The sequence below is a fragment of the Streptomyces sp. A0592 genome (assembly GCF_004795115.1).
In the GTDB taxonomy this organism is placed as follows: domain Bacteria; phylum Actinomycetota; class Actinomycetes; order Streptomycetales; family Streptomycetaceae; genus Streptomyces; species Streptomyces erythrochromogenes.
This window is the reverse complement of sequence record NZ_SSBM01000024.1, coordinates 22,841-36,124: the sequence shown is the minus strand read 5'-3', so window position 1 is coordinate 36,124 and position 13,284 is coordinate 22,841. Positions and strand designations below refer to the sequence as shown.

Genomic DNA, 13,284 nt, shown 5'->3' with positions numbered 1-13,284 from the left:
CATTTCGAAGGCAGAGGTCTCTACTCGCCACCCTTTTGAACGAAGCTTCGAACAAAATCCTCAGCGTTCTCTTCGAGCACATCATCGATTTCGTCAAGTACGGAGTCGACGTCGTCGGAGAGCTTTTCCTGGCGCTCCTTGAGGTCGGTCGATTCTTCGACCGCGGCCTCCTCGACCTCCTCGGTCGAGCGCGTCGCCTTCTGCTGTCCGCCGCCGGTGTCCTTGGTCGCCATGTCTACCTCACCCCGCTCGGTTCGCACGCTCATGTCGAGAGACCCCGGGATTCGGGATCTCTCAAGATCAGACCCTACGTCGGACCCTATAGGGAGGGTCCGACATTCGTCCCCGTACTTTCACAGTCCGGTTCTTCTCATGATTCCCGGACCGATCGCATTTCAGGCCCGCCGAGGCCCCTTCACTGCCCCGAAAGCACCCGGACCAGGTCCTCCGCCGTGCGGCAGCGGTCCAGGAGCTCCTTGACGTGGTTGCGGGTCCCCCGCAGGGGTTCCAGCGTCGGGACCCGCTGGAGCGAGTCCCGGCCCGGGAGGTCGAAGATCACCGAGTCCCAGGAGGCCGCCGCCACGTCGTCCGCGTACTGCTCCAGGCAGCGGCCGCGGAAGTACGCCCGGGTGTCCTCCGGAGGCTTGCTCTGGGCCCGCTCCACCGCGGACTCCTCCACCAGCCGCTTCATCTTTCCGCGGGCCACCAGACGGTTGTAGAGGCCCTTCTCGGGCCGTACGTCCGAGTACTGGAGGTCCACCAGGTGCAGCCGCGCCGCGTCCCAGTCGAGACCGTCGCGGCGCCGGTAGCCCTCGAGGATCTCCCGCTTGGCGATCCAGTCCAGCTCCCCCGACAGGCTCATGGGGTTGCTCTCCAGCCGGCCCAGCACGTCCTCCCAGCGGGCCAGCACATCCTTGGTCTGCTCGTCCGCGTCCGCGCCGAAACGCTCGTCCACGTACTTCCTGGCCAGCTCGAAGTACTCCATCTGGAGCTGTACGGCGGACAGTGTCCGGCCGCTGCGCAGCGTGATGAGGTACTTCAGCGAGGGGTCGTGGGAGACGTGGTGGAGGGTGCGTACGGGCTGGTCGACGGCCAGGTCGACGCCGATGAACCCGTCCTCGATCATGGACAGGACGAGCGCCGTGGTGCCGAGCTTGAGGTAGGTGGAGATCTCCGAGAGGTTCGCGTCGCCGATGATCACGTGGAGCCGGCGGTACTTCTCGGCGTCGGAGTGCGGCTCGTCCCGGGTGTTGATGATGGGCCGCTTGAGGGTGGTCTCCAGGCCGACCTCGACCTCGAAGTAGTCCGCGCGCTGGCTGATCTGGAAGCCGTGCTCGCGGCCGTCCTGCCCGATGCCCACGCGTCCCGCTCCGGTCACGACCTGTCGCGAGACGAAGAAGGGGGTCAGGTGGCGCACGATCTCCGAGAAGGGGGTCTCCCGCTTCATCAGGTAGTTCTCGTGCGTGCCGTAGGAGGCGCCCTTGTTGTCGGTGTTGTTCTTGTAGAGGTGGATCGGCTGGGCACCGGGCAGCTGGGCGGCCCGTACGGCGGCCTCGGCCATGATCCGCTCGCCGGCCTTGTCCCAGAGCACGGCGTCGAGCGGGTTGGTGATCTCCGGGGAGCTGTACTCGGGGTGTGCGTGGTCGACGTAGAGCCGTGCGCCGTTCGTCAGGATGACGTTGGCGAGGCCGATGTCCTCGTCGGTCAGCTGGCTGCTGTCGGCGGCCTCGCGGGCGAGGTCGAAGCCGCGGGCGTCCCGCAGCGGGTTCTCCTCCTCGAAGTCCCAGCGGGCGCGTCGCGCCCGGTGCATCGCCGCCGCGTAGGCGTTGACGATCTGGGACGAGGTGAGCATGGCATTGGCGTTCGGGTGACCGGGGACGGAGATCCCGTACTCCGTCTCGATCCCCATTACTCGCCGTACGGTCATGCGGCCCTCCTTGCCCGGCGGCGCCCCCCTTCGGGGGCGGCGCTCAAGTACCGCTGGTGCTCCGGTGCGTGTGACTGTGCGGTGCCCGTCCCCGCACTGCGCGACCGGCGGTACGGAAGAGCCTAGAACCACTGCGCGCTCGTGGGGAGATCATTTCCGTCATTGAATCTGCCCTGTCACCGGCTGGAATACGGCCGGTAAAGCGGTCGGGTAAAGCAGTCGGCTGCGGATGCCCGGGGAGGGCATCCGCAGCCGCTCCGCTTCAGAGGTACTGACCGGTGTTCGCCACCGTGTCGATGGAGCGTCCGGTGTCCGCGCCTTGCTTTCCGGTGACGAGCGTGCGGATGAATACGATCCGCTCGCCCTTCTTGCCGGAGATTCGGGCCCAGTCGTCCGGGTTGGTGGTGTTGGGCAGGTCCTCGTTCTCCTTGAACTCGTCCACGCACGCCTGGAGGAGGTGGGAGACCCGGAGGCCCTTCTGGTTGTGTTCGAGGAAGGCCTTGATGGCCATCTTCTTCGCACGGTCCACGATGTTCTGGATCATCGCGCCCGAGTTGAAGTCCTTGAAGTAGAGGACTTCCTTGTCGCCGTTGGCGTACGTGACCTCGAGGAAGCGGTTCTCCTCGGTTTCGGCGTACATCTGCTCGACGACGGTCTGGATCATGCTGTGGACGGTGCCGGCCGTGGAGCCCTGGTGCTCGGACAGGTCGTCCGTGTGCAGGGGCAGCGAGGCCTTGAGGTACTTCGCGAAGATGTCCTTCGCGGCCTCGGCGTCCGGACGCTCGATCTTGATCTTCACGTCGAGGCGGCCGGGGCGCAGGATGGCCGGGTCGATCATGTCCTCGCGGTTGGAGGCGCCGATGACGATGACGTTCTCCAGGCCCTCCACGCCGTCGATCTCGGCGAGGAGCTGGGGGACGATGGTGTTCTCGACGTCGGAGCTGACTCCGGATCCGCGGGTGCGGAAGAGGGATTCCATCTCGTCGAAGAAGACGATGACGGGGGTGCCCTCGCTGGCCTTCTCGCGGGCCCGCTGGAAGACCAGGCGGATGTGCCGCTCGGTCTCGCCGACGTACTTGTTGAGGAGCTCGGGGCCCTTGATGTTCAGGAAGTACGACTTCCCCTGGGCCTGTCCGGTCACTTCGGCGACCTTCTTGGCAAGGGAGTTGGCGACGGCCTTGGCGATGAGCGTCTTGCCGCAGCCGGGCGGGCCGTAGAGCAGGATGCCCTTCGGGGGCCGCAGTTCGTGTTCCTTGAACAGGTCGGGGTAGAGGTACGGGAGCTCGACCGCGTCGCGGATCAGCTCGATCTGGTCGCCCAGGCCGCCGATCTTGTCGTAGTCGATGTCGGGGACCTCTTCGAGGACCAGGTCCTCGACCTCGCTCTTGGGGACGACCTCGTAGACGTAGCCGGAGCGGGGTTCGAGCAGGAGGGCGTCGCCGGGACGGATGGTGATGTCCAGGAGCGGCTCGGCGAGCCTCACCACCCGTTCCTCGTCGGTGTGCCCGACGACCAGGGCGCGCTCGCCGTCCTCGAGGATCTCCTTGAGGGTGACGATGTCCCCGGCCCGCTCGAATTCCATGGCCTCGACCACGTTGAGGGCCTCGTTGAGCATGACCTCCTGGCCGCGCCGGAGGTCTTCCGGGTCGACGCTGGGGCTGACGTTCACGCGGAGCTTTCGGCCTCCGGTGAAGATGTCGACGGTGCCGTCCTCGTTGGCCTGCAGGAAGACACCGAAGCCTGCCGGCGGCTGTGCGAGCCGGTCGACTTCTTCCTTGAGGGCCACGATCTGGTCGCGGGCCTCACGGAGGGTATTCGCCAGTCGTTCGTTCTGTGCGGAGACGCCGGCCAGATTTGTCTGGAGCTCGACGATCCGCTCTTCGAGAATCCTCGTGTGTCGCGGAGAGTCGGCGAGCTTACGTCGCAGGACGGCGATTTCCTGCTCGAGATAGGCAACCTGGCCGGCGGGGTCCTCGGACCCTCGCGCGGGCCGGATGCCGCGGTTGATGTCGTCGTCGTGGGCTGCCACGGTCCTCACCTCCTCCAAGGGGAGCTGGACGCTTCCTGACCCTACCTGGGCTGGTGGTGATTGAAACCCCTAGATCACAAAGACGATAGAGGTGTGTCCGATCTTCACCCTTGCGTACTCCCTCACGCCAAGGAAATACCCACCCATCAAACTCGGGAAGCAGCCGGTTGTAAGGTCGAAGTGTTCAACACCCGTCAGGGCCCGTGCGACTTGCTGCGGCTTGTGACCGGGATGGATCACTCACCGCAGGGAACGGCAGGAGATATGACCGTGCAGCAGGAGGCTCCGACGGGCGGCACCGGTGGGACCGGCGAGCCGCTTGAGGTCTGGATCGACCAGGACCTCTGCACCGGGGACGGCATCTGCGCGCAGTACGCGCCCGAGGTGTTCGAGCTGGACATCGACGGTCTGGCGTACGTGAAGAGCGGGGACGACGAGCTTCTGCAGGAGGTGGGGGCGACCACTCCGGTGCCGCTGCCGCTGCTTCAGGACGTGGTGGACTCGGCGAAGGAATGTCCGGGTGACTGCATCCACGTAAGGCGCGTTTCGGACGGGGTGGAGGTCTTCGGTCCGGACGCGGAGTGACGTTTCAAACACTCCTGGCGGCTGAGTCCGTCAGCTCCTGGCGGAATTTTCCGTCGCTCCAGCGCCACTTGGCGAGCTGCTTCTTGTCGGGGCAGCAGCGGGGCACCTCGGGGCCGGAGTAGCCGAGCAGGCTCGCGGTGACGCTGCGGTCGCGCACGGTCAGTTCCGTGACGGTCTGGCGCTGCGGGGTGTCCAGGAGGGTGGCCACGACGCGGGGGCGGGAGCCTTCGGCCGGCGCCTGGGTGAGGACGTAGAGGGCGTGCGGCGGGGTGCCGGAGCCCGCGTCGCAGCGGACGGCCGCCACGGTTTCGGGGCGGCCGTCGCCGTCGAGGTCGCCCTGGGCGGTGGCGGTGACGGCCTGGGGCGCGCCCTTGCAGTCGAGGGGGTAGGTGACGGCGGCAGCGTCGGGGGCGACGGCCTGCGGCCCCTTGGCGACGGGCTCCTCGGCGGCGGCCGGGCTGCCGGTGGCCGGCTGTACGAATCCCGCTGCGGCTATGACGGCGGCCATGGCGGTGGCCGTGGCGAGCCAGTGGAGGGGCCTGGGCCGGGTGTGGGCCAGGGTGTCCGGGTTTGCCAGCGTGGCGGGGGTGTGCAGCACGCGGGGTGTCTCCTGTGCGAAGGGTGACGGGGAGCCAGCATCGTGCCACACCTCACACGGGGGTGGAACGGCAGGGTCCGAGGTCGGTACGGAGACAACGAAAAGGCGCTGTGGTGCAGTTCCCCCGGGGTCGGGGGAACTGCACCACAGCGCCTTCGTGTTGGGTCGGCGGAGGGGGTGGAGGGTCCCTACGCGGAGCGGTCGCTGCCGGGGCCCTCGTAGTCCTCGCCGTAGGCGCCCTTGGCGGGGCGGCGGCGGCGCATGGGGGGCTCGACGCCGTCGGCGAGGCGGCGGGCGGTGACGAGGAAGCCGGTGTGGCCGATCATGCGGTGGTCCGGGCGGACGGCCAGGCCTTCCACGTGCCAGTTGCGGATCATCGACTCCCACGGCTGCGGCTCGGCGAAGCAGCCGATCTCGCGGATGGACTCGACGGTCTTGGACAGCTGGGTGGTGGTGGCCACGTAGCAGCAGAGGATGCCGCCGGGGACGAGGGCCTTGGAGACGGCTTCCAGGCATTCCCACGGGGCGAGCATGTCCAGGATGACGCGGTCGACGTCGGTGTCGGACAGGTTGTCCTGAAGGTCGCCGACGGTGAGCTGCCAGGCCGGGTGGGGGCCGCCGAAGTAGCGTTCCACGTTGGCGGTGGCGATCTCGGCGAAGTCCGCGCGGCGCTCGTAGCTGTGGAGCATGCCCTGGTCGCCGATGGCGCGCAGCAGGAAGCTGCTCAGGGAGCCGGAGCCCACGCCCGCTTCCACGACGCGGGCGCCGGGGAAGATGTCGGCGAAGGCCAGGATCTGGCCCGCGTCCTTGGGGTAGACCACGGCGGCGCCGCGGGGCATGGACAGGACGTAGTCGGGGAGCAGGGGGCGCAGCGCGAGGTACGCGACGTTCCCCGTGGTACGGACAACACTGCCTTCGGGGGCACCGATCAGCTCGTCGTGGGGGAAGGAACCCTTGTGGGTGTGGAAATTCTTCCCGGCTTCGAGCGTGAAGGTGTAGTGGCGGCCCTTGGGGTCGGTGAGCTGAACCTGGTCCCCGACCTTGAAGGGCCCGCGTCGGCGGGCGGCACCGGTCGGTTCGGACATGTGACCAGTGTATTGGCTTCAGGACTGGGGCCGTGCCATGGCCTTCACGAAGGCCTTCTCGACGTCGAGGGTGGACAGGACGCCGTAGATGGCGCCGCCGGGTTCGAGGACGAGGTATTCGGTGGCGGGGGTGGCGCGGAGGTGGTCGAGGAGTTCTTCGCCGGTGAGTTCCGCGGAAACCTTCATGCCGTCGGTGAGGTCCTGGGAGAGGGTGCTGACGGCGACCCAGGGGCGGCGGTGCTCGGGTACGGAGGCGATGGCGCTCTCGCGGACGATGGCGGTGGGGTCTCCGTGGCCGTCGACGACGACGAGGGCGCGGGCTCCGGCTTCGTTGGCGCGGCGGAGGGCTTCGGAGAGGGGGGTGGCGTTCTCGACGGGGATGGCGCGGCGGGTGAGGCTGCGGGCGCGTAGTTCGGGGAGGTGTTCGCGCAGTCGGGCCATGCGGAGGCTGTTGCCGGCTCCGGTCCAGATGATGGCGGCCAGGATGGCGGCGAGGAGGGCGTCCATGACGGTGTCCATGCCGCCGATCTCCTCGGTGCGGTTGCCGAGGAAGCCGGTGTGGGTGAGCAGGGGCAGGCCGAGGAGGACGGCGACGGCGAGTGCGCGGCCGACCCAGGCGGCGGCGACGGTGCCGGCCATGGGTTTGCCGGTGATGCCCCAGATGACGGCGCGGAGCATGCGGCCGCCGTCGAGGGGGAGGCCGGGGAGCAGGTTGAAGGCCGCGACGAGGAGGTTGGAGATCATCAGGCCGGCGAGGAGGACGCCGGGGACGGTCGCCGGGTCGACGGCCTTCATGCCGAGGTAGAAGCCGCCGGCGAGGAGGAGGGAGAGCAGGGGGCCGACGAAGGCGAGGACGAATTCGCGGCCGGGGGTCTCGGACTCCTTCTCGATTTCGGAGACTCCGCCGAAGAACTGGAGCTGGATGCGGCGGACGGGGAGTTTGAAGCGGAGGGCGGCGACGGTGTGGGCGAGTTCGTGGACGAGGACGGAGGCGTAGAAGGCGACGGCGAAGAAGAGGGAGACCAGGTAGCGGACGGGTCCGAGGTCCGGCAGGACGCGGTCGAGCTGGTCTCCGAAGACCCAGGTGATGAGGGCGGCGACGAGGAACCAGCTGGGTGAGACGTAGACGGGCACGCCGAAGGGGCGGCCCATGAGGAGTCCGCCGCCCGGTCCCGAGCGCCGGTTATCGCGCTCGCCGGTCTGGTCGGTGTCTGCCACGTCTGTCCTTCGTTCGGTGCTGGGGGTTCACGTGTGGTTCTCGTCGCGTACGGCGCGGTGTGTGAGCGCCTGGTGATGCTCCGATCATGCAGTGCGAGGGGGCTTGGCGTCGATGGTATGCGCGTGCTGTCCGTGGCGGGTCGTAGGGTTTTGTGCATGACGACGAGCCCCGGTGCCGTGCCCGGCGCGGCCGAAGCCGCCAGCCCCAGCGCTGTGGCGCCCTCTTCGCTCTCTCCTTCCCGGGCGAGCGATTTCATGCAGTGTCCTTTGCTGTACCGGTTCCGGGTGATCGACAAGCTGCCGGAGAAGCCGAGTGCGGCGGCGACGCGGGGGACGCTGGTGCACGCGGTGCTGGAGCGGCTCTTCGATCATCCCGCGCAGGAGCGGACGGCGCCGCGGGCGAAGGAGCTGATCCCTGGGCAGTGGGACCGGTTGCTGGGGTCGCGGCCGGAGCTGGCGGAGCTGTTCCCGGAGGGTGACGAGGGGGCGGCGCTGGCGCGGTGGCTGACGGAGGCGGAGGGGCTGGTCGAGCGCTGGTTCACGCTGGAGGACCCGACGCGGCTGGAGCCGGTGGAGCGGGAGTTCTTCGTGGAGACGGAGCTGGAGTCGGGGCTGCGGCTGCGCGGGATCATCGACCGGGTGGACGTGGCGCCGACGGGTGAGGTGCGGATCGTCGACTACAAGACGGGGAAGGCGCCGCGGCCGGAGTACGCGGAGGGTGCGCTGTTCCAGATGAAGTTCTACGCGCTGGTGGTGTGGCGGCTGAAGCAGGTCGTGCCGCGGCGGCTGCAGCTGGTGTATCTGGGCAGTGGGGACGTGCTGACGTACGACCCGGTGGTGGCGGATCTGGAGCGGGTGGAGCGCAAGCTGCTGGCGCTGTGGGAGGCGATCCGGGAGGCGACGGCGACGGGTGAGTGGCGGCCGCGGCCGACGAAGCTGTGCGGGTGGTGCGACCACCGGGCGTCGTGTCCGGAGTTCGGTGGTACTCCCCCGGTGTATCCGCTGCCGGTGGTGCCGAGGCCGGGCGGGAGTCCGGAGGGCGCTTAGGGCGTGTCGGTGCGGGCGGCGCCGCGGGCAGGGCCGGTCGATGCCCACCAGGCGACCAGCCGGGCGGCGGTCGCGTCGGCCTGCGGGCACGGGGATTCGAGACCGTAGTGGTCCTGCAGTTCGTGCTGCAGGAAGTCGGCGATCTCCGTCCGGTCGGCGCCGCTGCGGAGCCGTCCGAGGAGGGGGGCGAGCATGCAGTCGTACTCGCCGCGCACGTCGTCGGCGACGCCGATCGGATCCCACGCGTTGATCAGGCGTCGCAGTTCGTTCTCGGTGGCGGTGCTCCAGGCTTTCACCCCCTCAGCCTGTCAGCCGGGAAGGTCCGCCGTGGCAGCGGCCCCGGGGGCGGGAGTTCTTGATCGTCGGGTCAGGGCAGAATGGGCGTGTCCGTCCGAGCCGTCCCACGAATACGAGGTATCGCCCGTGGCCATCCGCGTTCTTCTGGTCGACGACCAGCCACTGTTGCGCACCGGCTTCCGGATGATCCTGGAGGCGGAGGAGGAGCTGGCGGTGGTCGGCGAGGCCGGGGACGGCCTGCAGGCGCTGGACCAGGTGCGGGCGCTCCAGCCGGACGTGGTGCTGATGGACATCCGGATGCCGCGGATGGACGGGGTCGAGGCGACGCGCCAGATCACCGGTCCGGGGCGGGACGGTCCGGCGAAGGTGCTGGTGCTGACCACGTTCGATCTGGACGAGTACGTGGTGGAGGCGCTGCGGGCCGGGGCGAGCGGGTTCCTGCTGAAGGACGCGCCGGCGGTCGAGCTGGTGCAGGCGATCCGGGTGGTGGCGGCGGGTGAGGCGATGCTCGCGCCGAGCATCACGCGGCGGCTGCTGGACAAGTACGCGGGGCACCTGCCGTCGGGTGAGGAGCGGGTCCCGGACACGCTGGGGACGCTGACCGAGCGCGAGGTGGAGGTGCTGAAGCTGGTGGCGCGGGGCCTGTCGAACGCGGAGATCGCGGCGGACCTGTTCGTGAGCGAGACGACGGTCAAGACGCACGTGGGGCACGTTCTGACGAAGCTGGGGCTGCGTGACCGGGTGCAGGCGGCGGTGTACGCGTACGAGAGCGGTCTGGTGCGCCCCGGGGCGCAGTAGCGGACGCGGACGCTGTGGCTGTGGCTGTGGCTGTGGCTGTGGGGAACGGGCACGGGGCCGCACGTGCGAGTGGATCTCGCGCGTGCGGCCCCGTGGTGTGTCCGGGGGCGGCCCGGATCAGCCCTTGCTGATCTCCCAGAAGCGGAAGACCGTGGAGGCGTCGAGGGACCACTGCAGGCCGTTGACGTTCTGGCGGGTGACGGCGTACTGCTTGCCCTGCCAGAGCGGGAGGAGCGGGAGCTCGTCGGCGACGATGTCCTGGAGCCGGTTGTAGTCGGTGTTGGCCGCGGTGCGGTCGGACTTCGCGGAGGTCGACGGGATGATCGTCCCGGTGATCTCCTTGTTGTCGTAGTTGTTGTTCAGGACGTTGCCCGGGCCGAAGAACGGCTGGGTGAAGTTGTCGGCGTCCGGGTAGTCGGGGACCCAGCCCTTGACGTAGATGCCGTACTTGCCCGCCTGGATGTCCTGCTCGTACTGCTCGTACTCGACGGACTTGACGTCGGCCTCGAAGAGGCCGCTGTCGTTGAGCTGCTTGGCGATGACCTCGAACTGCTGGTCGGTGGAGGGGCCGTAGCGGGACGGGGTCGAGTACAGGGTGACCTTGACCTTGCCGTTGATGTTCGCGGCCTTGAGGACGGCCTTGGCCTTCTCGGGCTGCGGGGTGCCGCCGTAGCGGTCGAAGAACGGCGTGGTGTGGCCGGCGATGCCGGTCGGGACGATGGAGTACAGCGCGGTGGCGGTTCCGGCGTACACGTCCTTGACGAGGGCTTCTCGGTCCACGAGGTAGGCGATGGCCTTGCGGACGGGGAGCTTGCCGACGACCGGGTCGTTCATGTTGAAGACCATGTGCTCGACCTCGGCACCGGTGCCCTGGACGACGTCGACCTTCTCGTCGCCGGTCTTGCTGGAGGCGAGGGCGGCGATGTCCTTCGCGGCGAGGCCGCGGAAGGCGAAGTCGACGTCTCCGCTCTCCAGGACGGTCTTGAGGCCGGCCTGGTCGCCGTTGAAGAACTTCAGGGTGACGCCGGTGTTCTTGGCCTTGGCCTTGCCGGTGTAGGACTCGTTGACCGAGAAGGAGGCGCTCTTCTCGCTGAAGGAGTCGAGCTTGTAGACGCCGGAGCCGACGGCCTTGTTGTCGGTGCGGAGCTTGTCGGCCGGGTACTCGCGGTGGTCGACGATGGAGCCCGCACCCGAGGCGATCTTGCTCGGGAACGTGGCGTCGGAGGTCTTCAGGCGGAAGACGACGGTCTTCTCGTCCGGGGCGTCGATGCCGGCGATCGAGGCGAGCATGACGGCGGGGCCGTTCTCGTCGTTGATCTTCAGCGTGCGCTCGAAGGAGTACTTGACGTCCTTCGAGGTGAGCTCGTTGCCGTTGCTGAACTTCAGGTCGGACTTGAGCGTGCACTTGAAGAGCTTGCTGTCGCCGCCCTCGAAGCCGCAGCTCTGGGCCGCGTCGGGCTCGGGGGTGGTTCCGCCCTTGGGGAAGCTCAGCAGCGACTGGAAGACGTTGTTGAAGAGCAGCCAGGAGCCCGGGTCGTAGCCGGAGGCCGGGTCGGTGGACTTCACCTTGTCGGATATGCCCATGACCACGCCCTTGCCGCTGCCGGCATTGGAGCCATCGGTCGAACCGCAACCGCTGAGCAGCGCGGCGGCGGTGGCCGCGCCGAGCGGGGCCGCCAGCCACTGGTTACGTCGATTCACGCGAACGTCCTTCACAGTCGAACTGTTTCGTTGCTCCGGCCCGCGACACCCGCTGCCGGTCTTTGCCTTGCTCAGCCGCTTACGCCACGGCCGAGCTCCCACAACTGGAGGTCGGAGATGGCGTTGACCGACCACTCCACTCCGGTGATCCCGTCGCGTGCGGCGACGTACTGCTTGCCCTGCCACAGGGGCAGGACGGGTACGTCCTCGGCGACGATGTCCTGCATCTCCGTGATCGCGGGTGCGGCGACGTTACGGTCGACCGCGCGCCGGGATTCGGGGAGGAGCCTGGTGCGCACCGCGTTGTTGGCGTACGGCGTGCCCAGGAAGTTGTCCTGCTCCAGGAACGGGGCGAGGAAGTTGTCGGCGTCCGGGTAGTCGGGGAACCAGCCGAGCCCGTAGGCGGCGTGGTCGCCCTTCTTCTGTGCGGGGCGGAATTCCGCCCACTCGCTGCCCTGGACGGTGATGTCGAACAGCTGGGTGGCGTTGAGCTGGGCCTTGAGGGCCTCGAACTCGGCCGCCGTGCCGTCGCCGTAGTGGTCGTTGGTGTAGTGCAGCGTCAGCTTGACCGGGGTCTTGATCCCGGCTTCCTTCAGCAGCGCGGCGGCCTTGGGCGTGTTGCCGTCGCCGTACTTGTTGTAGAAGGAGTTGACGTGGCCGGTCACGCTGGTGGGGACCAGCGAGTAGAGCGGCTGGGCGGACTTGCCGTAGACCTTGGAGATCAGCGCGCCGCGGTCGACGGCGGCGGCGAGCGCCTGGCGCACGGCCTTGTCCTTGACGACGGGCGCGTCGGTGTTGAAGCCGAGGTAGCGGATCTCCAGGCCGGGCATCGGGACCAGCTTGACGCCCTTGGGCGGGTTGGCGCTGAGCTCGGTGATCTGGGCGGGCGACAGGGTGCGGGAGACCATGTGGATCTTCCCGTCCGTGAGGGCCTTGCCCATGGCCGGGGAGTCGGGGTAGGTACGCAGCTCGACCTTGTCGTTCTGCAGCTTGATGTCGCCCTTGTAATGGGGGTTCTTGCTGAAGACGGCGCGGACGAGGCGGTTCTCCTTGACCTCGGCCTTCATGGTGTAGGGCCCGGAGCCGTCCACCTCGAAGCCCTCGCGGAGCTTCTTGGCGTCGTAGTCCTTCTCGCTGACGATGCCGGCGGCGGGGGTGGAGAGCTTGAAGGGGAAGGTCGCGTCCGGGGTCTTCAGGTGGAAGACCACGGTGTCCTCGCCCTTGACCTCGACGTTGTCGAGGGTGGAGAGCAGCGAGGAGGGGCCGTTCTCGTCCTTGATGGCGAGGACCCGGTCGATGGAGAACTTGACGTCCTTGGCGGTGAGCGGGTCGCCGCTCGCGAACTTGAGCCCGGGGCGCAGGGTGCAGCGGTAGCTCTCGTTGCCGGAGTCGGTGAAGCGGCACGCGGAGGCCGCTTCGGGGACGGGCTGGCCGCCGCCGCGGGGGGTGTGCATCAGCGTCTGGACGGTCTGGCGCAGGATGTTCCAGGCGCCGGCGTCGTAGGCGTAGGCGGGGTCGAAGGGGGCGGGAGCGAAGTCTGCGGCCTCGAACCGGTCGGTGGTCCCGACGACGATCGCCGCGGATCCGGCTCCTCCGCCACTCGCGGTGCCGCATGCGGCCAGCGCGGGGGTGAGCAGTCCGGCCGCGGCCGTCAGCACCATGGTCTTGCGGTTCATGCTGGAAGTACTCCCTGTAACCGGCACTTGCTCAAAGCGGTGTGGAGGGCACTCGCGGCGGTCGCCCGTTCAGGGCGGAACGATCGGGCCGGTGTTGTGACGATCGGTCCACGCGGTCCGGAACAGGGGTGTGTGTCCGGGACGCGGCTGGGTGCGGCGCAGTGCCCGGCTCGACACTAGTGGTCCGGGGCGGGATGGCTGGAACTGGCCGGACTTGGGGCGTAATCGCACCGTGATCGGAGCGAACTGCCTGTTCGCAGGCAGGGCTGCGCAGATTCGGTCAGGGGCTGATCAATGTGGACACATTGGAAGCCGTCGGGGTC

The 13,284-nt window shown here is 68.4% G+C and carries 12 protein-coding genes; 3 read left to right on the top strand and 9 right to left on the bottom strand.

Going from position 1 to position 13,284, the window contains the following annotated elements; translation table 11 throughout:
* Positions 1-20 precede the first annotated feature (20 nt).
* The 3 genes from E6U81_RS27730 to arc all read right to left on the bottom strand — a co-directional run bounded on the left by E6U81_RS27730 (position 21) and on the right by arc (position 3,956).
* The gene (locus E6U81_RS27730; RefSeq protein WP_030233608.1) at positions 21-233 is read right to left on the bottom strand and encodes a ubiquitin-like protein Pup; all 213 of its coding nucleotides are present in this window, start codon (positions 231-233) and stop codon (positions 21-23) included.
* 182 nt (positions 234-415) lie between these two features.
* The gene (gene dop, locus E6U81_RS27725; RefSeq protein ID WP_136232802.1) at positions 416-1,927 is read right to left on the bottom strand and encodes a depupylase/deamidase Dop; all 1,512 of its coding nucleotides are present in this window, start codon (positions 1,925-1,927) and stop codon (positions 416-418) included.
* 262 nt (positions 1,928-2,189) lie between these two features.
* Positions 2,190-3,956, bottom strand: a complete 1,767-nt coding sequence (gene arc / locus E6U81_RS27720; RefSeq protein ID WP_030655926.1) for a proteasome ATPase — start codon at positions 3,954-3,956, stop codon at positions 2,190-2,192.
* Between the two features lie 264 nt (positions 3,957-4,220).
* On the opposite strand from arc, the gene E6U81_RS27715 reads away from it, so the two are divergent.
* The gene (locus E6U81_RS27715; protein ID WP_136232801.1) at positions 4,221-4,541 is read left to right on the top strand and encodes a ferredoxin; all 321 of its coding nucleotides are present in this window, start codon (positions 4,221-4,223) and stop codon (positions 4,539-4,541) included.
* Positions 4,542-4,545: 4 nt separating this feature from the next.
* Here the strand turns inward: E6U81_RS27715 and E6U81_RS27710 are convergent, their stop codons facing one another.
* The 3 genes from E6U81_RS27710 to E6U81_RS27700 all read right to left on the bottom strand — a co-directional run bounded on the left by E6U81_RS27710 (position 4,546) and on the right by E6U81_RS27700 (position 7,442).
* Positions 4,546-5,139, bottom strand: a complete 594-nt coding sequence (locus E6U81_RS27710) for a hypothetical protein (RefSeq protein WP_240804047.1) — start codon at positions 5,137-5,139, stop codon at positions 4,546-4,548.
* A gap of 188 nt (positions 5,140-5,327) precedes the next feature.
* Positions 5,328-6,224, bottom strand: coding sequence for a tRNA (adenine-N1)-methyltransferase (locus E6U81_RS27705; protein ID WP_030833375.1), 897 nt, complete (start codon positions 6,222-6,224; stop codon positions 5,328-5,330).
* An 18-nt stretch (positions 6,225-6,242) separates the two neighbouring features.
* Entirely contained in the window at positions 6,243-7,442 is a 1,200-nt protein-coding gene (locus E6U81_RS27700; RefSeq protein WP_240804046.1) for a site-2 protease family protein, read from the bottom strand.
* 156 nt (positions 7,443-7,598) lie between these two features.
* Between E6U81_RS27700 and E6U81_RS27695 the strand changes: the two genes are divergently transcribed.
* Positions 7,599-8,489 (top strand): PD-(D/E)XK nuclease family protein, encoded by an 891-nt coding sequence (locus E6U81_RS27695; RefSeq protein ID WP_136232800.1) that lies wholly within the window; start codon positions 7,599-7,601, stop codon positions 8,487-8,489.
* Here E6U81_RS27695 and E6U81_RS27690 read toward each other — a convergent pair.
* On the bottom strand, positions 8,486-8,785 hold the full coding sequence (locus tag E6U81_RS27690) for a hypothetical protein (RefSeq protein ID WP_136232799.1): 300 nt from the start codon (positions 8,783-8,785) through the stop codon (positions 8,486-8,488). The genes E6U81_RS27695 and E6U81_RS27690 overlap by 4 nt on opposite strands.
* A gap of 127 nt (positions 8,786-8,912) precedes the next feature.
* On the opposite strand from E6U81_RS27690, the gene E6U81_RS27685 reads away from it, so the two are divergent.
* A complete protein-coding gene (locus tag E6U81_RS27685; RefSeq protein WP_136232798.1) occupies positions 8,913-9,584 on the top strand; it encodes a response regulator transcription factor in 672 nt (223 codons plus the stop codon).
* Between the two features lie 117 nt (positions 9,585-9,701).
* On the opposite strand, the gene E6U81_RS27680 is transcribed toward E6U81_RS27685, so the two are convergent.
* Complete coding sequence (locus E6U81_RS27680) at positions 9,702-11,285, bottom strand: ABC transporter substrate-binding protein (RefSeq protein ID WP_136232797.1); 1,584 nt, start codon at positions 11,283-11,285, stop codon at positions 9,702-9,704.
* 71 nt (positions 11,286-11,356) lie between these two features.
* Positions 11,357-12,961, bottom strand: coding sequence for an ABC transporter substrate-binding protein (locus E6U81_RS27675; protein WP_136232796.1), 1,605 nt, complete (start codon positions 12,959-12,961; stop codon positions 11,357-11,359).
* Positions 12,962-13,284 lie beyond the last annotated feature (323 nt).